Source organism: Streptomyces sp. BK79 (assembly GCF_044142145.1).
GTDB lineage: Bacteria > Actinomycetota > Actinomycetes > Streptomycetales > Streptomycetaceae > Streptomyces.
Genome location: NZ_JBHVOC010000029.1, coordinates 1 through 21,698, shown reverse-complemented (window position 1 = coordinate 21,698; position 21,698 = coordinate 1). Strand labels below are relative to the sequence as shown.

Sequence of the window (21,698 nt, the reverse complement as noted above, 5' to 3'; positions counted from 1 at the left end):
ACGTCCTCCACCGCTCGGCCACACGCCCTGCGGCATGATGCGAGGCGTGACCGGACGACTGATGCTCCTCGACACCGCCTCCCTCTACTTCCGCGCCTACTTCGGCGTGCCGGACTCCGTGAAGGCGCCCGACGGCACGCCGGTGAACGCCGTGCGCGGGCTCCTCGACTTCATCGACCGGCTGGTCAAGGACCACCGGCCCGATCATCTCGTCGCCTGCATGGACGCCGACTGGCGCCCGCACTGGCGGGTGGAGCTGATCCCCACCTACAAGGCGCACCGCGTCGCCGAGGAGAGCCCGGCGGGCCCGGACACCGAGGAGGTGCCCGACACGCTCTCGCCGCAGGTACCGGTCATCGAGGCCGTCCTCGACGCGCTCGGCATCGCCCGCGTCGGCGTGCCGGAGTACGAGGCCGACGACGTGATCGGCACGTACACCGCGCGGGCGAAGGGCCCCGTCGACATCGTCACCGGCGACCGGGACCTGTACCAGCTGGTCGACGACGCACGCGGTGTGCGCGTGCTGTACCCGCTCAAGGGCGTCGGCACCCTCGCCCTCACCGACGAGGCCGCGCTGCGCGAGAAGTACGGCGTGGACGGCCGCGGGTACGCCGACCTGGCGCTGCTGCGGGGCGACCCGAGCGACGGCCTGCCGGGGGTGGCGGGCATCGGCGAGAAGACGGCGGCCAAGCTGCTCGCCGAGTTCGGGGACCTGGCCGGGATCCTGGCCGCGGTCGACGACCCGAGGGCGAGGCTCACGCCCTCGCAGCGCAAGCGGCTCACCGAGGCCCGGGCCTACCTCGCCGTCGCGCCCAAGGTCGTCCGGGTCGCCGACGACGTCCCGCTGCCGAACGTCGATACGACGCTGCCGCGCGCCCCGCGCGACCCCGCGGCACTGGAGGAGCTGGCGGCGCGCTGGGGGCTGGGCGGTTCGCTCCAGCGACTGCTGGCGACGCTCACGACCTGAGTCCGGGCCGCCGCGCGGTCCGCACCCGCGCGGTGAATCGGCGCCCTCCGGCTGGGAAACCGTACTCTGCGCGGGGGTTCGCGGAGCATCCCGCCAGGACGTGACAAGTGAGGCGGGGATGCTAACTTAGGTAAACCTAAGTCAGGGAGCCCTCACGCAGGGAGCAGGGAGGCCGTCATGGCAGACCGTCCGGGACGCCAGCCGCGCACGCCGCGCACCGCCCACGTCGTCCGCACCGAGCGGCTGACCCCGCACATGCAGCGCGTGGTCCTCGGCGGCGAGGGACTCGCCGGCCTGCCGGCGGACACCTGCACCGACCACTACGTGAAGCTGCTCTTCCCCGCCGAGGGCGTCACGTATCCGGAGCCCTTCGACATGGAGCGGATCCGCGAGGAGTTCCCCCGCGACCAGTGGCCGGTGACCCGGACGTACACGGTGCGGCAGTGGGACGCCGAGCACCGCGAGCTGACGCTGGACTTCGTGATCCACGGCGACGAGGGGCTGGCCGGCCCCTGGGCCAGGCGCGTCCGGCCGGGCGAGGTCGTCCGCTTCATGGGCCCCGGCGGCGCCTACGCCCCCGACCCCGACGCCGACTGGCACCTGCTCGCCGGTGACGAGAGCGCGCTGCCCGCGATCGCCCGGTCCCTGGAGGCGCTGCCCCACGGTGCCCGCGCCTTCGCCTTCATCGAGGTCGACGGCCCTCAGGAGGAGCAGAAGATCGACTCCGACGTGGAGGTCGTCTGGCTGCACCGCGGCGCCCGTCCGGTGGGCCGGGCCCTGGTCGAGGCCGTGCGCGCGCTGGACTTCCCCGAGGGCCGGGTGCACGCCTTCGTGCACGGCGAGGCGGCCTGCGTGAAGGAGCTGCGCAAGCTGCTGCGGGTGGAGCGGGAGATCCCCCGCGAGGACCTGTCCATCTCCGGCTACTGGCGCCTCGGCCACAACGAGGACGGCTGGCAGGCGTCGAAGCGGGAGTGGAACGCGCGCGTCGAGGCCGAGCAGGAGGGCGCCGCCCCGGCCGCATGACACGGCACCGGCCCACGGCGGGCGCCGCCCGCTGGGGCTGGCGTTGTCCGTCTGGCCGGGCGTTGTCCGTCCGGTCTGCGCTGCGCGTCCAGTCCGCCGTGCGCGTCCAGTCCGCCGTGCGCGTCAGGCGACCCCGCGTATCCGGCCGCCCCGGACGTCCTGTCGGCCCTAAGCGCCGGGCGACCCGTGCATCCGGTCAGCCCCGCAGGTGCGCGCTGGCCCTGCACATCCGACGACCCACACACCCGGTCCGTCCCGCACGTGCAGTCGGCCCTACACACCCGACGGCCCCGCGCCTCCGGCCCACCCCGCACGTGCAGCTGGCCCTGCACATCCGACGGCCCCACGCACCCAGTCCGCCCCGGACATCCCGTCAGCCCTACACGCCCGACGGCCCCGCGCCTCCGGCCCGCCCCGCACGTGCAGTCGGCCCTACGCATCTTGCGGCCCCGCGTCCAGCCGACCCTCGCGTCCGCCCGACGCCCGACTCCCGGCGCCCGGCGTCCGCGGGCGGAGGCCAGGCGCTCAGTCGCCGCGTACCCGCGCGTGCAGGTGCATGTCGTGCCAGCCGTCGGGGTGGAGCAGGGCCCGGCGCTTGGTGCCCTCCACCGCGAAGCGTGTCTTGAGGGCGACCCGGCAGGACGCCTCGTTGGCCACGGAGTGGGTCAGTTCCAGGCGCTGGAAGCCGATCTCGTCCAGGGCCCAGCGGGCGAGCGCGTCCGTCGCGCGGGCGGCGACACCCCGGCCGCGGGCCGCCGCCGTGGTCCAGTAGGCGACCTCGGCCACCCCGTCGCCGAGGATGATCTCCCGCAGCGCGACCCGGCCGAGCAGCCGGTCGCCGGACGTGTCGGCGACGGCCCACTGGACGCTCCGCTCCTGCTCCCAGGCCCCCTGCCACTCGGTGATCCAGCCGCGCACCTCGTCCTCGGAGTCGGCGGTGCGGATGTGCCACTGGTGCATCACCGGGTCCTGGAAGGCCGCGTGGACGGCGGGCGCGTCATCGGTACGCCACGGGCGGAGCACCAGCCCGTCGCCGGTGGGGAGCGTGGGCTGCGGGGCGCGGGCGAGGGTGCCCGCGGGGAGGACCGGACGCGTCAGGTAGGGCATGGACGGCATCCTGCCCACGCGGCCGACTCGCCCACCAGTGGTTTTCCGGCGCGGGTCGTCACCCTCGTACGCTGGCGGACGATGAGACGCCGCACCCCTCCCCCGCCCTCACCCCTCCCGCAGCGCGACGGCATCGACGCGGTGCGGGTGCGGCTCCCCCTGACCGGGCCGTGGTCGACGGTGCGTGAGCACCTGGCGGAGCGGCTGTCCGGCGCGGGCGCCGGCGTCGTGGACGGCATGTTCGACGCCGGGCGGTTCGTCGGGGCGGACGGCCGGGCGGTGCCCGGCGACGCGCCGTACCAGCCCGGGATGTTCGTGTGGTTCCACCGCGACGTGCCCCCCGAGGTGCCGGTGCCCTTCCCGCTGGAGGTCGTGTACCGCGACGAGCACATCGTCGTCGCCGACAAGCCGCACTTCCTCGCCACCACCCCGCGTGGGGGCCACGTCACCCAGACCGCGCTCGCCCTGCTCCGCCGGGAGCTGGGAGTCCCGTCGCTCGGCGCCGCCCACCGCCTGGACCGGCTCACCGCCGGGCTGGTGCTGTTCACGGTGCGGCCCGAGGAGCGCGGGGCGTACCAGGGCCTGTTCCGCGACCGGCGGGTCCGCAAGGAGTACGAGGCCGTCGCCCCGTACGACCCCGCCCTCACGCTGCCCCGCACCGTCCGCAGCCGGATCCTCAAGGAGCGCGGCGTCCTGGCCGCCCGCGAGATCCCGGGCGAGCCGAACGCCGTGAGCCGCGTCGAGCTGATCGAGCGCCGCCCGGGCCCCGGCTTCGAGCTGGGCCGGTACCGGCTGGTGCCCGGCACCGGCCAGACCCACCAGTTGCGCGTCCACATGACCGCGCTCGGCGTGCCGATCCTCGGCGACCCCCTCTACCCCGAGGTGACCGCCCCCGTGCCGGCCGGCGACTTCCGGCGTCCGCTGCAACTGCTGGCGCGGAAGCTGGAGTTCACCGATCCGGTCACGGGGCGGGAGCACCGCTTCAGCAGCGGACGGTCCCTGGAGGCCTGGACGGCGTACGAGGACTGGGCCGGCCGTCAGTAGCCGCGCCACCAGAGCAGGAAGCGCTGCCAGGCACCGCGGGGCCGGGGCTGCTCCGGCACCACCGGCTGGGGCTGGGCGGCGGCCACCGACACGGGCTCCGGCGGATGCGCCGGGACCCGCGGCTCGGGCCGCTCCTCCGCGCGCGGGGTGCCGACGTGCCAGGCGGTACGCGGTTCCGGAGCCGGGGCGTGGCTCGGCTGCTGCTGGATGTCCTGCTGCGCCTTCGGCTCGAACCGCACCGGCAGCTCCACCAGGTGCCGGGACGCGATCGACGACCGCCAGCGCAGGTCGTCCTCGTCGCAGTCGAGCTGGACGTCCGGCAGCCGCAGCAGCAGCGCGTCGATGCCGGCGTCGGCGATGGCGCGCCCGATGTCCTGGCCGGGGCACTCGTGCGGGCCGCCGCCGAAGGCGAGGTGGGCGCGGTTGCCCTGCATGCTCGCGTCCAGGTCGGGACGGATGCGCGGGTCGACGTTGCCCGGCGCGATACCGAGCAGCAGTCCGTCACCCGCGCGGATGCGCTGACCGCCCAGCTCGGTGTCCTGCTTGGCGAAGTAGGCGAAGACGGTGCTGAACGGCGGCTCGTCCCACAGGGACTGCTCCACCGCCTCGAACACCGGCATCTGGCCGCCGCTGAGCTGAGCGCGGAAGCCCGGGTGGGTGAGGACCACGCGCAGCACGTTGCTGATGAGGTTGACGGTCGCCTCGTAGGCGGCGAGGAGGACCACCCTGAGGTGTTCCCTGACCTCGTCGTCGGTGAGCCCGGCCGGGTGGGTCACCAGGCGGCCGGCGATGTCGTCCCCGGGGCGGACCCGGCGCTCGGCGGTGAGCCGGCCCAGGGCGTCCATGAGGTAGGCGTGGCTGGCGATCGCGGTGTCGGTGCCCTTGAGGGTGTCCCGCGCGGCCTCCACCATCCGGTCGTTGTACGCCTCCGGCATGCCGAGGAGGTGGCACATGATGCCCATCGGCAGGTGCTCGGCGAACTGGCCGACGAGGTCGGCGCGGCCCTCCTCGCAGAACCGGTTGACCAGACGCTGGGTGTACCGCTTGATGTGGCGGCGCAGTTCCCGGTAGTCGATCTCGGACATCGCGCCCATGACCGCCCCGCGCAGCCGTTTGTGCTCCTCGCCCTCGGCGTGCGAGCAGATGGGCTGCCACGCGATGTGCGGCATGAGCGGGTGGTCGGGCTTGACCATGCCCTCGTTGAGCGGGGTCCAGATACGGCTGTCACGGCAGAACTGGGTGGGCGTGCTCACCATGTGCAGGTTCTCGGCGTGCCCGAGGACCACCCACATCGGTACGTCGTCGTGGAGCAGTGCCGGGGCCACCGGACCGTGCTGCTCGCGCAGTTCCTCGTACAGCTCGGTCAGGTCATCCGCCTCGTGCAACCGGTGCAGGCCGCCCGGTCCGAGGCCGTGCGCGGGGCAGCCGGGCGGCGGTTGGAGCAGGGGGTCGCCCGTTCCGGTCGGGGAGTGGCGTTCAGGCGTCACAGTGTCGCTCCGCAACAGAAGTGTGGGTCAGGGGGTAGGTCGGCCGCGCCCGGTCAGGTGAGCGCGCCCTTCATGGCGAGGGAGTGCAGGAAACGCGTCAGGGTCAGCAGGACGTCCCGGCTGGAGGCCCGGCGCCGTACGTCGCAGTCGAGGATGGGGATCTCCTCGGGCAGGTCGAGCGCCGTCCGCAGCTCCGCGACGGGGTGCCGCGGGGCGTCCGGGAAGGAGTTGACGGCGACCACGAAGGGCACGCCGCGCTCCTCCAGCCGCCCCATGACGTCGAAGCTGACCTCGAGCCGGCGGGTGTCGACGAGCACCACCGCGCCGAGGGCGCCCTCGAACAGGCCGTTCCACAGGAACCAGAAGCGCTCCTGGCCGGGCGTGCCGAAGAGGTACAGCACCAGCTCGTCGGTGATGCTGATGCGGCCGAAGTCCATGGCCACCGTGGTGGCCGTCTTGGACGCGGAACCGTAGTTGTCGTCGACCCCGATGCCGGCCTGGGTCATCGTCTCCTCGGTGGTGAGCGGTCTGATCTCGCTGACCGAGCCGACCATGGTGGTCTTGCCGACGCCGAAGCCGCCCACGATGACGATCTTCACGGCGGCCTCGGCCGTGTGCGGCAGCCGGTCCTCCGTCCGCGGGCCCGGGATCGTGTCAGAGTTTTTGAAGTCCATGCATCACCGCTTCGAGGAGGTTTCGGTCGGCGACCTTCTGGCGGACGAGCGGGGCGCGGGCCTGCACCAACTCCTTCGCCAGCAGGTCGGTGATCAGCACGGCGACCATGCTGAACGGCAGGCTCAGATAGGCCGACAGCTCCGCCACGGACAGGGGGGCGACGCACAACCGGAGCAGGGCCGCCTGTTCCGGTGTGGCCGAGATCGGCGGTTCGGCACGGGCCACGATCAGCGTGACCAGGTCGATGTCGGCGCGCTCGGCGCCCCCCTCGCCGCCGATGACGAAGAACCGCTCGGGATTGGGGGTCCGCCCTCCCTCGGCAGGCGGGTCGGAGGACGACGCCGGGGCCGGCTTCTGGCCGGGAGATCGCCTCTGGCGTTGCGGAGGAGTCATACGGTCTGCCCGTTGCGCCGTGCCGGAGTGGTGAGATGAGGCCCGATCCGGGCGACCAGGTCGGCCATGCTGAGGCTCATCCGGCCGGGCTCGCAGCGGACGTCGGAGAGCACGGCGAGGTAGGCGTTGGGTCCGGCGGCCATCAGGTAGAAGTAGCCGCCGTTCAGCTCGATGAGGACCAGCTTCATCTCGCCGTCGCAGGTCGGGATCTCCTGGGCGACGGCGCTCGCCAGGCTCTGCAGGCCCGCGCAGGCGGCGGCCACCCGGTCGGCGGTGTCGGGGTCACCGGAGTAGCGGGCGATGCGCAGGCCGTCGGCGGACAGCACCACGATCATCTCGATGCCCGGCACACCGTCGTAGAGATCCTTGAGCATCCAGTCGAACTTGCCTTGCTGCTCGATCACTTGAGGTTCCCCTCGTCGTCGGCCGGGGCGTGGGCCGGCTCGCTTCTGCTGGTCTGGTGCTGCTTGAGGCCCTCGTAGAAGGCGCCGATGAAGTGCCCCGGCGGGAGGTTCCCGCTCTCCCGCGGCTCGGGTTCCGGTGCCACGGGTGCCGGGATGCCGTTGCGGGCGCGCTCGGCGGCCAGGCGAGCCTCGCGCTCGGCGTCCTCGCGCTCCCACTTGGCCTGCTCGGCCAGGCGCTGGCTGAGCGGCATCTTGACCCGGCTCCGGCGCTGCGGGAGGCCGCCCGCCGTCCACTCGGTGACCTCCGGGACGTCGTCCTCCAGGGAGACGCCCGCCGGGATGAGGGGGCTGGTGGGGCGGCGCTTCTTGGGCTTGCGCTCGGGGCCGGGGAGCGCGTCCGGGCCGGGGGTGGGGATCGAGGTGGCGCCGATGCCGTGGGCGAGTCCGACGCCGGGCTCGGTGGTCATCATCTTGCTGGGCACGATGAGGATGGCCCGTACGCCGCCGTACGCGGAGGCGCGCAGCGAGACGTCCATGCCGAACTGCGTGCACAGCCGGCCCACGACGGACAGGCCCAGGCGCGGGTGGTGGGCGAGGTCCTGGACGTCGGTGCCGCGCTTGGCGTCCTCCAGCAGGCCCTCGATGCGGGCGCGGGACTCCTCGCTGAGGCTGACGCCGGCGTCCTCGATCTCGATGCAGACTCCGCTCTGCACCTCGGTCGCGGTGACGTGCACCTTGGCGCCGGGCGGCGAGTAGCGGGTGGCGTTGTCCATGAGTTCCGCCGCGGCGTGGATGACCGGCTCGACGGCGGTGCCCTTGATGTTGACCTTGGCGATCGAGGCCAGGTTGATCCGGGGGTACTGCAGGATCCGGGACATGGCACCGCGCAGCACGCTGTAGAGAGCGACCGGCAGGGGCCACTGGCGTCCGGGCCGGCCGCCGCCGATGACGGAGATCGAGTCGGCGAGGCGGCCGATCAGCGCGGTGCCGTGGTCGAGGCGCAGCAGGTCGTCGAAGACCTCGGGGTTGCGCCCGTGGTCCTCCTCCATCTCGCGGAGTTCCACGTTCTGCTGGTGGACGATCGCCTGGACCCGGCGGGCGATGTCGACGAAGGAGCGCTCGGCGGACTCGCGCATGGAGTCCTGGTGGTCGATCATCTCGCAGACCATGCGGATGAGCCTGCGCTGGGGTTCGCCGAGTTCGACGTAGGAGGGGTCGACCTCGCCGAGGCGGTTCATGACCTCACGGGGCGAGAATCCCCGGCGCATGAAGGCCAGGACGTTCGGCAGGACTTCGCCGCCGAGCCGGACCATCTCCTCGTGGTGGCTCGCGGCCCTGCGCTCCATGTACGCGGTGTGACGGGCGTGTTCGGCGCGCAGCGCCCGCGTCTCACGGCCGCGGCGCACCGCTTCGGTCCCCGCCACGATCACCAGCACGGTGGCGACGGCACCGCACAGGCCGACGGCGGACCGGGCCGGTTCCGTCACGAGGGCGACGGCGGCCCCGGTGGCCGCGGCCATCAGTATGGCCGGCAACAACAGGGCTCGCGCGTAGGGAAGTTCACGGCGACCTGGAGGGGAATCAACACTCACCATGTAGGCCCTCTGAAAACGAATCGGCGGGGATGGGGAAGCTTGCGGCGGGGTATCTCTGGGAGTTGTCGGGACCTTCGGCACATTGAGAACAAGTGCGCGAATTCACCTCAACTCGGTGCGCTGCGGGCGAGCTTAGTCCGAGGGGATCATCGCCGTGTCATATTCAGCAAGCACCTGAAACGGGCACCGGGACTGGAGTAACCTCGGGCCCATTTGCACGCCGGGGAGTCGTTCGAACACGCTTGGTAATGGTGTTCGGGCGTACGGGAATCACTCACCGTAATGAGCGAAAACGAGCGCCGAAGCCCTCCAGGACGCACGGGAGGCCCGGCGGAACACCGCCGGGCCTCCGGAACGAAGGACGGGTGCTAGCCCACGGACGAGTAGGCGACCACCCCGCGCAGCAGTCCGTCGACGGCCTTGCGCGCGTTCTTCGGGACGGTCGACCCCTCGGGCGGCGCGGCGGCCGAGATCTGGCCGAGCACGTCGATGACCTGCTTGCACCAGCGCACGAAGTCACCGGCCGGCATCTCCGCCTCGCGCAGCACCTCGTCCAGGCCCTTGCCGGACGCCCACATGTACGCGGCCCAGGCGAAGCCGAGGTCGGGCTCGCGCTGGCCGACGCCCTCGGTCTGGCTGATCCGGAAGTCCTCCTCCAGCGCGTCGAGCCGGCCCCAGATGCGGACCGTCTCACCCAGCGCGGCCTTGGCCTTGCCGGAGGGGAGCTTGGGCGCCATCGCGTCGTCGGCGGCCCGGGACTCGTAGACGAGCGCCGAGACGCAGGCGGCCAGCTCCGCCGGGGTCAGGCCCTCCCAGACACCCTCCCGCAGGCACTCGCTGGCCAGCAGGTCCAGCTCGCCGTAGAGCCTCGCGAGGCGCTTGCCGTGCTCGGTGACCTCGTCGCCGCGCAGGTAGTCCAGCTCCGTCAGCAGCGCCACGATCCGGTCGAAGGTGCGGGCGATGGTGTTGGTCCGGCCCTCGATACGCCGCTCCAGCTGCGAGGTGTCGCGCAGCAGCCGGTGGTAGCGCTCGGCCCAGCGGGCGTGGTCCTCGCGGTCGTCGCAGCCGTGGCAGGGGTGCGCGCGGATGGCCTTGCGCAGCCGGGCGACCTCCCGGTCGTCGGCGGCCTGGGCGCGCTTCTTGCGGGCCCGCTCCGGCGGGATGTGCCCGGCCTTGGTGCGCAGCGCGGAGGCCAGGTCGCGCCGGGACTGGGGCGAGCGCGGGTTGAAGGACTTCGGGATCCGCATCCGATCCAGCGCCTCGACCGGCACCGGGAAGTCCATCGACGCCAGCCGCTTGACCTGCCGCTCGGCGGTCAGCACCAGCGGGCGGGGCCCGTCGTGGTGGTCGAAGCCCCGGTGGCCGTTGGACCGCCCGGCTGGCAGGCCCGGGTCCAGCACCAGGGCGAGGCCCGCGTACTTGCCCGCCGGGACGTGGATGACGTCGCCCGGCTTCAGCTTCTCCAGGGCCACGGCGGCCTCGGCACGCCGCTGGTTGACACCCTGCCGGGCCAGTTCGTTCTCCCGGTCCTTCAGTTCGCGGCGCAGGCGCGCGTACTCCTCGAAGTCGCCGAGGTGGCAGGTCATGGATGCCTTGTAGCCCTCCAGCCCTTCCTCGTTGCGCTGCACCTGACGGGAGATCCCGACGACCGACTTGTCCGCCTGGAACTGCGCGAAGGAGGTCTCCAGCAGCTCCCGCGAGCGGTGCCGACCGAACTGCTCGACCAGGTTGACCGCCATGTTGTACGACGGCTTGAAGCTGGAGCGCAGCGGATACGTGCGGGTGCCGGCCAGTCCCGCGAGGTGCTCGGGGTTCATGGCGCGCTGCCACAGCACCACGGCGTGGCCCTCTACGTCGATGCCGCGCCGCCCGGCCCGGCCGGTGAGCTGGGTGTACTCGCCGGGGGTGATGTCGGCGTGCTGCTCGCCGTTCCACTTGACGAGCTTCTCCAGCACGACCGAGCGGGCGGGCATGTTGATGCCGAGGGCGAGGGTCTCGGTGGCGAAGACGGCCTTGACCAGCCCGCGGACGAACAGCTCCTCGACGACCTCCTTGAAGGTCGGCAGCATGCCCGCGTGGTGGGCGGCGATGCCCCGCTCCAGGCCCTCCAGCCACTCGTAGTAGCCCAGGACGTGCAGGTCCTCGGTGGGGATGGAGGCGGTGCGCTCCTCGACCAGGGCGCGCACCCGCCCGCGCGCCTCGTCGTCGTTGAGCCTGAGCCCGGCGTACAGGCACTGCTGGACGGCGGCCTCGCAGGCGGCGCGGCTGAAGATGAAGGTGATCGCGGGCAGCAGGCCCTCGGCGTCGAGCCGCTCGATGACCTCCGGCCGGCTCGGCGTCCAGACGCGGGAGCGCTGTCTGCGCTCGCGCTCCCGGTCGGCCTCCTTCATCGCGCGCCCGCGCCTGCGGTCCTGGTAGGACGGGCGGCTCGCCTCCAGGCGTGCCATGCGCGTGAGGTCGGGGTTGACGGCCTTCTTGTGGCCCTCGGCCTCCTCGAACAGGTCGTACATCCGGCGTCCGGCGAGCACGTGCTGGAACAGCGGCACGGGCCGGTGCTCGGAGACGATCACCTGGGTGTCGCCGCGCACGGTGTCGAGCCAGTCGCCGAACTCCTCCGCGTTGGACACGGTCGCCGACAGTGACACCAGGGTCACGGACTCGGGGAGGTGGATGATCACCTCCTCCCACACGGCGCCGCGGAAGCGGTCGGAGAGGTAGTGCACCTCGTCCATGACCACGTAGCCGAGGCCCAGCAGGGTCTGCGAGCCGGCGTAGAGCATGTTCCGCAGGACCTCGGTGGTCATCACGACCACCGGGGCGTCGGAGTTCACGCTGTTGTCGCCGGTGAGCAGGCCCACCCGGTCCGCTCCGTAGCGGCGGCACAGGTCGGCGTACTTCTGGTTCGACAGTGCCTTGATGGGTGTCGTGTAGAAGCACTTCTTGCCCTGCTGGAGGGCGAGGTGCACGGCGAACTCGCCGACGATCGTCTTGCCGGAGCCGGTGGGTGCGGCCACCAGCACGCCCTTGCCCGTCTCGAGGGCCTGGCAGGCCTCGATCTGGAAGGGGTCGAGGCCGAAGTCGTACATCTCGCGGAAGGACGCGAGCGCGGTGGCCTGCTCGGCAGCGCGCTGACGTGCTGCCGCGTACCGCTCGGCCGGGGAGAGATCCTCTGTCATCGTGCTTTCGAGCGTACCGGGCCGCACTGACAACAGGACGATCATTATCGGGATCGGTCCCGTGGGGACCGGGTGAGGGCTTTCACGGGGCGGCGACGCGTGCCGTCACCGCCCCGGCGTGCCTCAGGTCACGTCGTCGTAGCCGTTGACCCGGTCCTTCGTGGTCTGCTCGGGCAGCACACGGGCCGTGGTCACCGGTTCGATCTCGCCGATGTCCTCAGGGGTCAGGTCCAGCGCGGACGCCTCGTCGACGTCGGGCTCCAGAGCCTCGCGGCGGGCCCTGCGGCGGTCGTTCAGCAGCGAGACGGCGACCGCGACGAAGTACAGGATCCAGATCGGGCCGGCCAGCGCGATCATGGTCAGCGGGTCCGTGCTGGGCGTGGCGATGGCGGCGAAGAGCGTGATGCCCATGATCATGCCGCGCCACCAGCCGACCATGCGCTTGCCGGTCAGCACCCCGGTGAAGTTGAGCATCACCAGCAGCAGCGGCAGCTCGAAGGAGAGGCCGAAGACGACCACCATGCGCGTGACCAGGTCGAGCAGGTCGTCCAGCGGGAGGAGGTTGTCGACGCCGAACGGTGTGAACTCGATCAGCACCTTCGCGGTGGTGGGCAGCACCACGTAGGCGAAGTAGGCGCCGAAGAGGAAGAGCGGGGCGCCCGTGGCGACGAACGCGTACGCGTACTTCTTCTCGCTCTTGTGCAGGCCCGGGGCGACGAACGCCCAGAGCTGGTAGAGCCAGACCGGCGAGGCGAGCACCACACCGGCCATCAGGGACACCTTCAGTGCCAGGGTGAAGGGGCCCAGCAGACCGTTGATGGTGATCTGCGCGCACGGCTCGGAGTCGGCCGACGACTTGGCCAGCTCTTCGAACGACTTCGAGCAGCCGACCGAGTCGAGGACCGGGTCGGTGAAGAAGTTGATGATGTCGTTGTAGAAGAAGGCGGCGACGACGGTGACGGCGACGATGGCCAGCAGCGCCTTCGCGAGCCGGTTGCGAAGCTCACGAAGGTGCTCCGCGAGGGGCATCCGCCCCTCCGGGTCCCTCTCCTTGTTGCGGGCAGACTTCAGCAACCCACGTTCCCATCTCGTGCGGCGGGCCGGAGGTCACCGGCCCTGCGTCAGCGCTTGGTCGTGTCCGTCGGCTCGGTGACCGGCCGGGAGCTGGTCACGTCACCGGGGGCGGCCTGGATGGTGCGCTGCGCCGCGGCCTGCTCGGGGGTGGGCGGGTCGGCGGGAGCGGAGTCGTCGGACTTGCTCTCGCTCTTCATCGCCTTGGCCTCGCTCTTGAGGATGCGGGCGGACTTGCCGAGCGACCGCGCCATGTCCGGAAGCTTCTTCGCGCCGAACAGCAGGATGATGACGACGAGGATGAGAATGATCTCGGGGGCGCCGAGCCTTCCGAACATAAGTCTTTACCTTCTCACCGAGGCGGCTGGGTGGGGGTGCTGTCCGACCGGCCGGACATATGTCCGATCGATCGTCTTGTGCAGCGATCGTAACGCTCAGGGGTAAACGTGAGGCAATCCCCGTGCGTACTCCCGTCCGCGGCCGGGCCTCGTTTTTCCGGGCCGCGACCAGCAGCGTACCTTCAGGGGCCTGTGAGGTGACAGGGCAAAGTGCCCCAATACGCAACTCGCACGGGTTCATCGGGTCACGGCGAAGGGTCCGTGGCGGGCGCTCAGGTGTTCACAGCGCGTCCACCGCGCGGGCGGCGCTCTCCGTCGCGCGCTCCAGGTCCTCCGCGGCGCGGCCGATCCGCTGGGCCGAGTCCGCCACCTGCCGGCCCAGGCGCTGGGCCTCCACGAACACCTTCACGGCGAACACCGCGAGCACGGCGAGACCCACAAAACCCACGGCAACCGCGAACATCGGCCAGAACATGACGCCGAGCCTAGACGGTGGAGTGCAGCCGCAGGGTCCTGACCCCGCCGCCGGTGAGCAGCTCCACGACCCGCTCCCCCGCCGGCTTGCGGACGGCGGACCCGCACTCGGGGCAGGTGAACGAGTAGAACGTGGTGCGGCTGGTGGCACCGATGGCCAGCCGCAGGGCGCTCGCGGCCAGTTCGAAGCGGCCCCGGCACTCCGGGCAGCCCGCCTTGAACACGACCGGGGAGACGCGTCGCATGCCGGCGAACGCCGACGCCGCCGTCATCCCCGGCACGCCGGGCCCCGCGGACTCGCTCACAGTCCTCGCTCCTGCCTGTCGTGCCCGTGCGGCCCGCCGCCCGGCCCGCCGTGCGCCCCGGTCGCCTCGACGCCGTCGTACGCCGCCAGCGCCTCGCGGGCCGCCTGCCGGGCGCTGTCGGCGAGCTCGGGCGGGGAGACGATGCGGCCGTCGCGCCCGAGCCGCAGCGCCAGTCGCCGCAGGGACGCCGGGTCGGGGGTGCGCAGGGTGATGCGCAGCCCGCCGTCGGCCAGCTCCTCCGCGCTGTCGTGCGGGTAGTACTCGGCGACCCAGCGTCCGCCGGGGCCGACCTCGACGACGACCTCGGGGTCCTCGGCGGCGGGCTGGACGAGCCCCTCGGAGAGGTCTCGCAGCTCCACCTCGGGCGGCGCGGACGGCTCGTCCAGGATGCGGATCTCGGCGACCCGGTCGAGCCGGAAGGTGCGCCGGGCCTCGGAGCGGCGGCACCAGGCCTCGACGTAGGTGTGACCGACGCTGACCAGCCGGATGGGGTCGATCTCGCGCTCGGTGACCTCGTCGCGGGCCGGTGAGTAGTAGCGGATCCACAGCCGGCGGCGCTCGGAGATGGCCCGGTCGACGTCGGCGAAGACGCCGCCCTCGGACTCGAAGGTGACGGACAGCCGCGAGCTGGCGCCGGCCGCCTCGCCGGCCGAGGTCTCCACCTTGGCGGTGGCCCGCAGCAGCGCCTGCCGGTCGCTCTCGCGCAGGCCGGGCAGGGTCGCCACGGCCCGGGCGGCGACGAGCAGCGCGGTGGCCTCGTCGGCGGCGAGCCGCAGGGGTTCGGCGGCGTCGGCGCCGAGGGCGGCCGGGTTGTGCCACCAGATGCGCTCGCCGTCGGTGTCGATGTCGAGCAGGTCGCCGCCGCGGAAGCTGGTGCCGCACATGGGCAGCACGTCGAGGTCGGAGACCAGCTCGTCCTCGGTGATGCCGAAGGCACGCGCCACGTCCTCGACGCGGGCGCCGGGGCGCTCACGCAGGTACGTCACGAGGGACAGCATCCGTCGGGTCTGGTCGATGGCGTTCACGGGCCTGACCGGTTTGCCTGCCACTGTGTTGTCCGCTCCCCCTCAGCCCTTGGCCACGGCACGCAGCCGGTCCACCACGTCCGCGCGCAGCTCCGCGGGCTCCAGCACCACCACGTCGGGCCCGAACTCCACCAGCCAGGCGTCCAGTCCGTGCCCGTACGGAATTTCCAACTCGTCCCAGCCGTCACCGAGTTCCCGTACGGCGGTGGCCTTGGCCCGCAGGGGGTAGCCCGCGCCCGTACGGAGCCGGATCAGCGCGGAGCGGTCGGCGGTCTCCCCGGCCCAGCTCGCGACCGTCTCGCGGACGGTGACGACGTCGGGCACGGGGGCGGTGAACCGCGCGCCGCGCGAGCGCACCTTGCCGGTGATCCTGGACAGCCGGAACACCCGCTCGGCACCGCGGTCGCGGTCGAACCCGGCCAGGTACCAGTGGCCGCGCCAGCACTCCAGCGCCCAGGGCTCCACGTGCCGGGGCTCGGGCTGGGCGGCGTTGGCCTTGCGGTAGTCGAAGAGGACCGGGCGCCGGTCGCGGCAGGCCAGCATCAGCGGCTCGAACGCGGCCTCGTGCACCGGGATCCGCGGCTCCAGCGCGCTGTGCGCCTCGTACGGGTCGACGTCCTCGGGCAGTCCGGCCGCGCGCAGCTTCTGCAGCGCGCCGCTCGCGGCACCGGCCAGCCGCGCCTGCTGCCATACCTTGGCGGCGAGGCCCAGTGCGGCGGCCTCCTCGGCGTCCAGGGTGATGGGCGGCAGCCGGTTGCTGTCGCGGCGGGCCAGGTAGCCGACCTCGCCGTCGAGGCTCTCCACGGTCTCGATGACCAGGCCCAGTTCCCGCAGGTCGTCCTTGTCCCGCTCGAACATGCGGTTGAAGGAGTCGTCGGAGCCCGCCGCGCCCTGGCCCGTCTTGGACGCCTCGACGTAAGCCTCGATGGAGTCACGCAGCTCACGCTTGCTGAGTGGCCGCCGCGTCCCGAGCAGACACAGCGCCAGGTTCATCAGCCGCTCGGCCTTGGCAATGGCCATCGACGCCCTTCTCCCTATGGTGCTTACGACGGATGACCGTACCGCCCCGCGGTGGCGCGGCAAAAGCCGAGGGCCCATGCCCGGACAGGCATGGACCCCAGGTGACCGGCTCTGATCGCTGTCCGCTCGGACTTCGATCAGACTCCGGTGCGATCAGACTCCGAGGAGATCGACCACGAAGATCAGCGTCGAGCCGGGCGGGATGGCCGGGGTCGGGCTCTGGTTGCCGTAGGCGAGGTGGGCCGGGATGGTCAGCTGGCGGCGCCCGCCGACCTTCATGCCCTGCACGCCCTGGTCCCAGCCCTTGATGACACGGCCGCCACCGAGCGGGAAGCGGAACGGCGTACCGCGGTTCCAGCTGGCGTCGAACTCCTCGCCCGTGCTGAAGGTCACGCCCACGTAGTGGACGGTCACGGTCTGACCGGCCTGCGCGACCGGGCCGTCGCCCTCCCAGATGTCCTTGATCTCGAGGTCCGCCGGGGGCTCGCCGCCCGGGAAGTCGATCTCGGGCTTGTCGATGCTCACGTGTTCAGCTCCTGCTTGTCTGCGGAAAAGCAACGGCTCCAGTCTTACATCCGCGGCGCGTCACATCTTCGCGAGGATGTCCACGGAGAAGACCAGTGTCGAGTCCTTCTCGATGCCGCTGCCCTGCGGCGGGTTGTCGCCGTAGCCCAGGTCCGGCGGGATGACGATGAGGACGCGGCTGCCGACCTTCTTGCCGGTCAGGCCCTGCGCCCAGCCCTTGACGACCTGCTGGAGCGAGAAGGACGTCAGCTGCTTCCTGCTGTAGGTGGAGTCGAACTCCTTGCCGCCGTCCCAGACCACGCCCTTGTACTGCACGAGCACGCTGTCCTGGGCGCCGACCTCGGCGCCGTCGCCCTCGAGGACGTACTGGGCCACCAGCTTCTTCGGCGCGTCGGCCTTCGGCACCTCGATGGAGGGCGCCTTGCCGTCGGTGTTGGTGCCGACCTCGGGCAGGGCTGCGTCGTCCTGGGGGACTTCCTCGCCCTTGGCGGAGCTCTTGGCGTTGTAGGTGTCCTGCACGTCGACCACGAAGACCAGCGTGTCGGTGCCCTTGATGCCCGCCTGCTCGTTGCCCTGCTCGCCGTACCCCCAGGTGGGCGGGACGGAGAACTGGACGCGGCTGCCGGTCTTCTTGCCGGCGAGCGCGTACCGCCAGCCGTCGATGATGCTGCCCTGGGCGAGCTGGATGACCAGGGGCGTCTTGCGGTCGTAGGAGTTGTCGAAGACCTTGGCGCTCGCCCAGACCTGGCCGAGGTAGTTCGCCGACACGAAGTCGTTCTCCGCGACGGCCTTGCCGCCGCCGGCGATGACCGTCTTCACCGCGAGGTCCTTGGAGGGCTCGCCCTCGCCCTTGGCGACGGTGGGCTTCTCGCCGAACTTCGTCCCCGCGGTGATCGCCGGCAGCGGCCCGTCGACGATCTTCGGCGCCGGCGGCCCCGAGGTGGCCGACGCCTCGGGCGTCGCGCTGTCGCCGGCGTTGCTCGAGCCGGAGTCTTCGTCGTCACCGCAGGCGGCGAGCGTGACCAGTCCGGCGGGGACGGCGATGAGGAGTGAGCGTCGGCGCACGGTGGGGGCCTCGTATCGGTGGTCGGTTGCTTGATGGCGTGCGCGCAACTCTACGGCGTGAGAAGGGCACCGTACGGATAACGTACGGTGCCCGTGTGGCGTTCCGCCCTTCCGGGCCGCGAACGCGTGTCTCCGGTCCTCCGGGTCACATTCCGGCGATCAGCTTCTCCACCCGGTCGTCCACCGAACGGAACGGGTCCTTGCACAACACGGTGCGCTGCGCCTGGTCGTTGAGCTTGAGGTGGACCCAGTCGACGGTGAAGTCCCGGCGCTGCTCCTGGGCCCGCCGGATGAAGTCGCCGCGCAGCCGGGCCCGAGTGGTCTGCGGCGGGACGGACTTGCCCTCGAAGATCTTCAAGTCGTTGGCGACCCGGGCGGCCTGGCCCTTCTTCTCCAGCAGGTAGTACAGACCACGACGGCGGTGGATGTCGTGGTAGGCGAGGTCTATCTGCGCGACCCGCGGGTGCGACATGGTCATGTTGTGCTTGGCCCGGTAGCGCTCCAGCAGCTTGTACTTCATGACCCAGTCGATCTCGGTGCCGATGCGGTCGAGATCCTCGGCCTCGATCGCGTCCAGCGTGCGGCCCCACAGCTCCAGGACGCGCTCGACGGTGCCGGTGCGGATGCCGCGGCGCTCGCAGAAGTCCACGGCCTTCTCGTAGTACTCCCGCTGCACCTCCAGCGCGGACGCCTCCCGGCCGCTGGCCAGGCGCACCTTGCGCCGCCCGGTGATGTCGTGACTGACCTCGCGGATCGCCCGGATCGGGTTCTCCAGGGTGAGGTCGCGCATCACGGTGCCGGCCTCGATCATGCGCAGCACCAGGTCGGTGGCGCCGACCTTGAGCAGCATGGTCGTCTCGGACATGTTCGAGTCGCCCACGATGACGTGCAGGCGCCGGTAGCGCTCGGCGTCGGCGTGCGGCTCGTCGCGCGTGTTGATGATGGGCCGGGAGCGGGTGGTCGCCGAGGAGACGCCCTCCCAGATGTGCTCGGCCCGCTGGCTGACGCAGTACACGGCACCACGCGGTGTCTGCAGCACCTTGCCGGCGCCGCACAGCAGCTGCCTGGTCACCAGGAACGGGATGAGGATGTCCGCGAGCCGCGAGAACTCCCCGTGCCGGGCCACGAGGTAATTCTCGTGGCAGCCGTAGGAGTTGCCCGCGGAGTCGGTGTTGTTCTTGAAGAGGTAGACGTCGCCCGCGATTCCCTCCTCGTGCAGGCGTCGTTCGGCGTCCACCAGGAGTCCTTCGAGAATGCGCTCGCCCGCCTTGTCGTGGGTGACGAGTTCGATCACGTTGTCACATTCGGGTGTGGCGTATTCCGGATGTGATCCCACGTCGAGATAGAGGCGGGCCCCGTTGCGCAGAAAGACATTGCTGCTGCGGCCCCATGACACGACACGGCGGAAGAGGTACCGCGCCACCTCGTCAGGCGACAGGCGGCGCTGTCCCCTGAACGTGCACGTGACGCCGTACTCGTTCTCCAGCCCGAAAATGCGGCGGTCCATGACTGAACATTACGCCTGATGACCCGAACTGAAACGGGGTTCGACGGCACGGTTTGGATCATTTTCCGATGAAGCCGCAACCACCGCTTGTCGCACGGGAGCTGCGAGGACCCGTCCGGTGCAGGCGAGGACGAGCAGCGACACGGCCCCGGCGGCGCCGGGCAGGGCGAAGCCCCACAGCGCCCCGCCGTGCTCCACGACCGGTCCCGCGAAGCCCGTGCCGACCGAGGCGCCCACGGTGAAGGTCGTCACCAGCCACGAGAAGGCCTCCGTCACCGTGCCCCGCGGCGCGTGCAGGTCGACGAGGACGAACGCGCAGGCGATGCAGGGCGCCAGGAAGACGCCCGCGACGACGGTGAGCAGCACCATGGGGACCGCTCCCGGCATCAGGGTCAACGGCAGGTAACACACCGCGAGGAGGGCGACCAGCACCCGCAGGCGCCGCGCCGGATCGCCGGTCCAGCGCCGGGCCCCGTACACGGCTCCCCCGATCAGCGCGCCGAGCCCCAGGGCCGCCATCAGCCAGCCGTAGACGGCGTCACCGCCGTGCTCGTCGGCGTACGGCACGGAGGCGACGGTGATGGACCCGAGCGCCATCCCGATGAACAGGAAGGCGCCCAGCAGTGCCAGCAGCCCGGACGAGCGCAGGGCGCCCAGCCAGTGCGCCTCGCGCGGCGCCGACCGCCAGGCGCGCGAGGGCGGCGACACGACCACGGACAGCGCCCCCAGCACCCCCACCGCGTTCAGCACGAGCAGCGCGACCTGCGGCGACCACAGCGACACGCACACCGTCACGAGCAGCGGCCCGACGGTGAACATGACCTCCTGCGCCACGGCGTCCATGGCGTACGCCGTGTGCACCTGGTCCTCCTTGCGCAGCACGCTGGGCCACAGCGCCCGCAGCCCGCCCTCCAGCGGCGGCGTGAACAGTCCGGCGGCCGCCACGGCCACGTACGCGAGCGCGACCGTCCCGGTTCCGCCGAAGGCGAAGACCGCCATGGCCAGCGCCGACACCACGGCGGCCGGCAACTGCACCCGCGGCTGCCCGTAGAGGTCCACGAGCCGCCCGAGCACCGGCTGGCCCACGGCGTTGGCGACCCCGTACACCGCGGCGAGGACACCCGCCAGGCTGTACGAGCCGCCCTCGGCCCGCACGAAGAGCACGATCGCGATCGCCGCGGTGGCGTTGGGCAGCCGCCCCACCAACGTGCCGACGAGCAGCCGGACGGCATGCCGCGCCCGAAGAATGTCCAGATAACCGGCGACCACGACCCACCCCCTTCTCCGAAGTCTCTGGAAGACCGGAGACGTTTTACGTATAACTTCCTTCGTCATACGTACCATGTCGCCTGTTCACGAGTCCAGACGAAAGCGCAGGCGAACGGTGGCACGAGGCAGCACCCGCCCCACGAGCCGGGACGTCGCCCAGGCCGCCGGCGTCTCCCAGGCCGCGGTCTCCCTGGTCCTCGGCGACAAGTGGCGCGGCCGGGTGTCGGAGCCGACGGCGCAGCGCGTCCGCGAGGCCGCGCACGCGCTGGGCTACCGCCCCAACCTCGCCGCCCGCAACCTCCGGCTCGGCCGCACCCGTACGGTTCTGCTGGTAGTCCCCGCGCTGACCACGGAGTTCTTCGCGGAGGTGTACACGGGCGCCGCGCGCGTGGCCGCCGAGCACGGCTTCGGAGTGGTCCTCTACCCCTCACCCGAGGGCGTGGGCCCCGCCAGGGACCCCTTCGCCTCCGCCCAGGCCGCCCTGGACGGCGTCATCGCGTCCTCGATGGCCGCGGACGCGCTCAGCGCGATCCGGGGCGAGGCGCTTCCCCTGGTGATGCTGGACAGCGATCCCGAGGGCAGTCTCGGCGCCGCGACGGTCAACCTGGACATCGCCGACGGCATCCGCCAGGTCGCGGAGCACCTGCTGTCCCTGGGCCACCGCCGCTTCCTGCACCTCGCGGCGGACGTCCCGTCCTGGACGTTCGAGATCCGCGCCCGCGAACTGTCGGCACGACTGGCGGACGTCCCCGGCGCCGAGCTGCGCACCGCCCGCGCCCCCATCTCGATCGAGGGCGCCCGGGCCGCCACCCAGGCCGCGCTCGCCGCCGCCGGTCCCCGGCCCACGGCGCTGGTGTGCGACGACGACAAACTCGCGGCCGGCGCGTACAAGGCGGCCCGCCGGGCCGGGCTCCGCGTCCCCGACGACCTATCGGTCACCGGCCTGGACGACCTCGGCCTGGCCACGGCCATCGACCCCGAGCTGACGACGGTCCGCCTCGACGCGGAGCTGTTCGGGGAGCGCGGGATGCGGGCGCTGCTGGCGGTCATGGCGGGCCAGGACCCCGAGCAGGGGGACATCCCGGTGAACCTGGTGGTACGCGGCTCCACGGCACCGCCCCGGCAGCCCTGAGCCCGCCCGGCACGGTGAGCGCGGGCACATGCGCCTCAGAACGCCGTCGGGGGGGGGGCCCCCGAGGCGGCCGCCCCCACACCGCCGCCCCCACGG

Annotated in this window: 21 protein-coding genes; 4 read left to right on the top strand and 17 right to left on the bottom strand. The window is 71.8% G+C overall.

Going from position 1 to position 21,698, the window contains the following annotated elements; all coding sequences use genetic code 11:
- Nucleotides 1-37 precede the first annotated feature (37 nt).
- The gene (locus ACFIF2_RS30670) at nucleotides 38-967 is read left to right on the top strand and encodes a 5'-3' exonuclease H3TH domain-containing protein (protein ID WP_395576579.1); all 930 of its coding nucleotides are present in this window, start codon (nucleotides 38-40) and stop codon (nucleotides 965-967) included.
- A gap of 177 nt (nucleotides 968-1,144) precedes the next feature.
- Entirely contained in the window at nucleotides 1,145-1,990 is an 846-nt protein-coding gene (locus ACFIF2_RS30665; RefSeq protein ID WP_395576520.1) for a siderophore-interacting protein, read from the top strand.
- 525 nt (nucleotides 1,991-2,515) lie between these two features.
- Here the strand turns inward: ACFIF2_RS30665 and ACFIF2_RS30660 are convergent.
- On the bottom strand, nucleotides 2,516-3,097 hold the full coding sequence (locus ACFIF2_RS30660; RefSeq protein ID WP_395576519.1) for a GNAT family N-acetyltransferase: 582 nt from the start codon (nucleotides 3,095-3,097) through the stop codon (nucleotides 2,516-2,518).
- Between the two features lie 81 nt (nucleotides 3,098-3,178).
- On the opposite strand from ACFIF2_RS30660, the gene ACFIF2_RS30655 reads away from it, so the two are divergent.
- Nucleotides 3,179-4,141, top strand: a complete 963-nt coding sequence (locus tag ACFIF2_RS30655; RefSeq protein WP_395576518.1) for an RluA family pseudouridine synthase — start codon at nucleotides 3,179-3,181, stop codon at nucleotides 4,139-4,141.
- On the opposite strand, the gene ACFIF2_RS30650 is transcribed toward ACFIF2_RS30655, so the two are convergent.
- The 16 genes from ACFIF2_RS30650 to ACFIF2_RS30575 form a co-directional block, all read right to left on the bottom strand.
- The gene (locus ACFIF2_RS30650; RefSeq protein ID WP_395576517.1) at nucleotides 4,135-5,628 is read right to left on the bottom strand and encodes a cytochrome P450; all 1,494 of its coding nucleotides are present in this window, start codon (nucleotides 5,626-5,628) and stop codon (nucleotides 4,135-4,137) included. The genes ACFIF2_RS30655 and ACFIF2_RS30650 overlap by 7 nt on opposite strands.
- A 53-nt stretch (nucleotides 5,629-5,681) precedes the next feature.
- Nucleotides 5,682-6,302 (bottom strand): GTP-binding protein, encoded by a 621-nt coding sequence (locus tag ACFIF2_RS30645; RefSeq protein ID WP_395576516.1) that lies wholly within the window; start codon nucleotides 6,300-6,302, stop codon nucleotides 5,682-5,684.
- Complete coding sequence (locus ACFIF2_RS30640) at nucleotides 6,283-6,696, bottom strand: DUF742 domain-containing protein (RefSeq protein ID WP_395576515.1); 414 nt, start codon at nucleotides 6,694-6,696, stop codon at nucleotides 6,283-6,285. The genes ACFIF2_RS30645 and ACFIF2_RS30640 overlap by 20 nt, the downstream gene beginning before the upstream one ends.
- The gene (locus ACFIF2_RS30635) at nucleotides 6,693-7,070 is read right to left on the bottom strand and encodes a roadblock/LC7 domain-containing protein (RefSeq protein WP_395576578.1); all 378 of its coding nucleotides are present in this window, start codon (nucleotides 7,068-7,070) and stop codon (nucleotides 6,693-6,695) included. The genes ACFIF2_RS30640 and ACFIF2_RS30635 overlap by 4 nt, the downstream gene beginning before the upstream one ends.
- A gap of 26 nt (nucleotides 7,071-7,096) precedes the next feature.
- Nucleotides 7,097-8,695 carry an ATP-binding protein gene (locus ACFIF2_RS30630; protein ID WP_395576514.1) on the bottom strand — a complete coding sequence of 533 codons (1,599 nt, stop codon included), beginning with the start codon at nucleotides 8,693-8,695 and terminating at the stop codon, nucleotides 7,097-7,099.
- 368 nt (nucleotides 8,696-9,063) lie between these two features.
- Nucleotides 9,064-11,916, bottom strand: coding sequence for a DEAD/DEAH box helicase (locus tag ACFIF2_RS30625; protein ID WP_395576513.1), 2,853 nt, complete (start codon nucleotides 11,914-11,916; stop codon nucleotides 9,064-9,066).
- Between the two features lie 78 nt (nucleotides 11,917-11,994).
- Nucleotides 11,995-12,945: a twin-arginine translocase subunit TatC gene (gene tatC / locus ACFIF2_RS30620; RefSeq protein WP_395576512.1), complete on the bottom strand. Its 951-nt coding sequence runs from the start codon at nucleotides 12,943-12,945 to the stop codon at nucleotides 11,995-11,997.
- A gap of 47 nt (nucleotides 12,946-12,992) precedes the next feature.
- The gene (gene tatA, locus ACFIF2_RS30615; protein ID WP_395576511.1) at nucleotides 12,993-13,280 is read right to left on the bottom strand and encodes a Sec-independent protein translocase subunit TatA; all 288 of its coding nucleotides are present in this window, start codon (nucleotides 13,278-13,280) and stop codon (nucleotides 12,993-12,995) included.
- A gap of 280 nt (nucleotides 13,281-13,560) precedes the next feature.
- Nucleotides 13,561-13,755, bottom strand: a complete 195-nt coding sequence (locus ACFIF2_RS30610) for a hypothetical protein (RefSeq protein ID WP_395576510.1) — start codon at nucleotides 13,753-13,755, stop codon at nucleotides 13,561-13,563.
- A gap of 10 nt (nucleotides 13,756-13,765) precedes the next feature.
- Nucleotides 13,766-14,059: a hypothetical protein gene (locus ACFIF2_RS30605; RefSeq protein ID WP_395576509.1), complete on the bottom strand. Its 294-nt coding sequence runs from the start codon at nucleotides 14,057-14,059 to the stop codon at nucleotides 13,766-13,768.
- Nucleotides 14,056-15,108 carry a helix-turn-helix transcriptional regulator gene (locus tag ACFIF2_RS30600; protein ID WP_395576508.1) on the bottom strand — a complete coding sequence of 351 codons (1,053 nt, stop codon included), beginning with the start codon at nucleotides 15,106-15,108 and terminating at the stop codon, nucleotides 14,056-14,058. The genes ACFIF2_RS30605 and ACFIF2_RS30600 overlap by 4 nt, the downstream gene beginning before the upstream one ends.
- Before the next feature lie 18 nt (nucleotides 15,109-15,126).
- Nucleotides 15,127-16,104: a helix-turn-helix transcriptional regulator gene (locus ACFIF2_RS30595; protein ID WP_395576507.1), complete on the bottom strand. Its 978-nt coding sequence runs from the start codon at nucleotides 16,102-16,104 to the stop codon at nucleotides 15,127-15,129.
- A gap of 153 nt (nucleotides 16,105-16,257) precedes the next feature.
- Nucleotides 16,258-16,629: an FKBP-type peptidyl-prolyl cis-trans isomerase gene (locus tag ACFIF2_RS30590; RefSeq protein ID WP_395576506.1), complete on the bottom strand. Its 372-nt coding sequence runs from the start codon at nucleotides 16,627-16,629 to the stop codon at nucleotides 16,258-16,260.
- 60 nt (nucleotides 16,630-16,689) lie between these two features.
- A complete protein-coding gene (locus tag ACFIF2_RS30585) occupies nucleotides 16,690-17,694 on the bottom strand; it encodes an FKBP-type peptidyl-prolyl cis-trans isomerase (protein ID WP_395576505.1) in 1,005 nt (334 codons plus the stop codon).
- A 145-nt stretch (nucleotides 17,695-17,839) separates the two neighbouring features.
- Nucleotides 17,840-19,201, bottom strand: coding sequence for a Pup--protein ligase (pafA, locus tag ACFIF2_RS30580; protein WP_052837743.1), 1,362 nt, complete (start codon nucleotides 19,199-19,201; stop codon nucleotides 17,840-17,842).
- 9 nt (nucleotides 19,202-19,210) lie between these two features.
- Entirely contained in the window at nucleotides 19,211-20,470 is a 1,260-nt protein-coding gene (locus ACFIF2_RS30575; RefSeq protein WP_395576504.1) for an MFS transporter, read from the bottom strand.
- A gap of 115 nt (nucleotides 20,471-20,585) precedes the next feature.
- Between ACFIF2_RS30575 and ACFIF2_RS30570 the strand changes: the two genes are divergently transcribed.
- Entirely contained in the window at nucleotides 20,586-21,602 is a 1,017-nt protein-coding gene (locus tag ACFIF2_RS30570) for a LacI family DNA-binding transcriptional regulator (RefSeq protein WP_395576503.1), read from the top strand.
- The last annotated feature ends 96 nt before the right edge of the window (nucleotides 21,603-21,698 follow it).

Coding starts and splice junctions, on each gene's coding strand:
- ACFIF2_RS30670 (WP_395576579.1), top strand. CDS start 38: ATGCGAGGCGTGACCGGACGACTGATGCTCCTCGACACCGCCTCCCTC.
- ACFIF2_RS30665 (WP_395576520.1), top strand. CDS start 1,145: ATGGCAGACCGTCCGGGACGCCAGCCGCGCACGCCGCGCACCGCCCAC.
- ACFIF2_RS30660 (WP_395576519.1), bottom strand. CDS start 3,097: ATGCCCTACCTGACGCGTCCGGTCCTCCCCGCGGGCACCCTCGCCCGC.
- ACFIF2_RS30655 (WP_395576518.1), top strand. CDS start 3,179: ATGAGACGCCGCACCCCTCCCCCGCCCTCACCCCTCCCGCAGCGCGAC.
- ACFIF2_RS30645 (WP_395576516.1), bottom strand. CDS start 6,302: ATGGACTTCAAAAACTCTGACACGATCCCGGGCCCGCGGACGGAGGAC.
- ACFIF2_RS30640 (WP_395576515.1), bottom strand. CDS start 6,696: ATGACTCCTCCGCAACGCCAGAGGCGATCTCCCGGCCAGAAGCCGGCC.
- ACFIF2_RS30635 (WP_395576578.1), bottom strand. CDS start 7,070: ATGCTCAAGGATCTCTACGACGGTGTGCCGGGCATCGAGATGATCGTG.
- ACFIF2_RS30630 (WP_395576514.1), bottom strand. CDS start 8,695: ATGGTGAGTGTTGATTCCCCTCCAGGTCGCCGTGAACTTCCCTACGCG.
- ACFIF2_RS30625 (WP_395576513.1), bottom strand. CDS start 11,916: ATGATCGTCCTGTTGTCAGTGCGGCCCGGTACGCTCGAAAGCACGATG.
- tatA (WP_395576511.1), bottom strand. CDS start 13,280: ATGTTCGGAAGGCTCGGCGCCCCCGAGATCATTCTCATCCTCGTCGTC.
- ACFIF2_RS30610 (WP_395576510.1), bottom strand. CDS start 13,755: ATGTTCTGGCCGATGTTCGCGGTTGCCGTGGGTTTTGTGGGTCTCGCC.
- ACFIF2_RS30595 (WP_395576507.1), bottom strand. CDS start 16,104: ATGGCCATTGCCAAGGCCGAGCGGCTGATGAACCTGGCGCTGTGTCTG.
- pafA (WP_052837743.1), bottom strand. CDS start 19,201: ATGGACCGCCGCATTTTCGGGCTGGAGAACGAGTACGGCGTCACGTGC.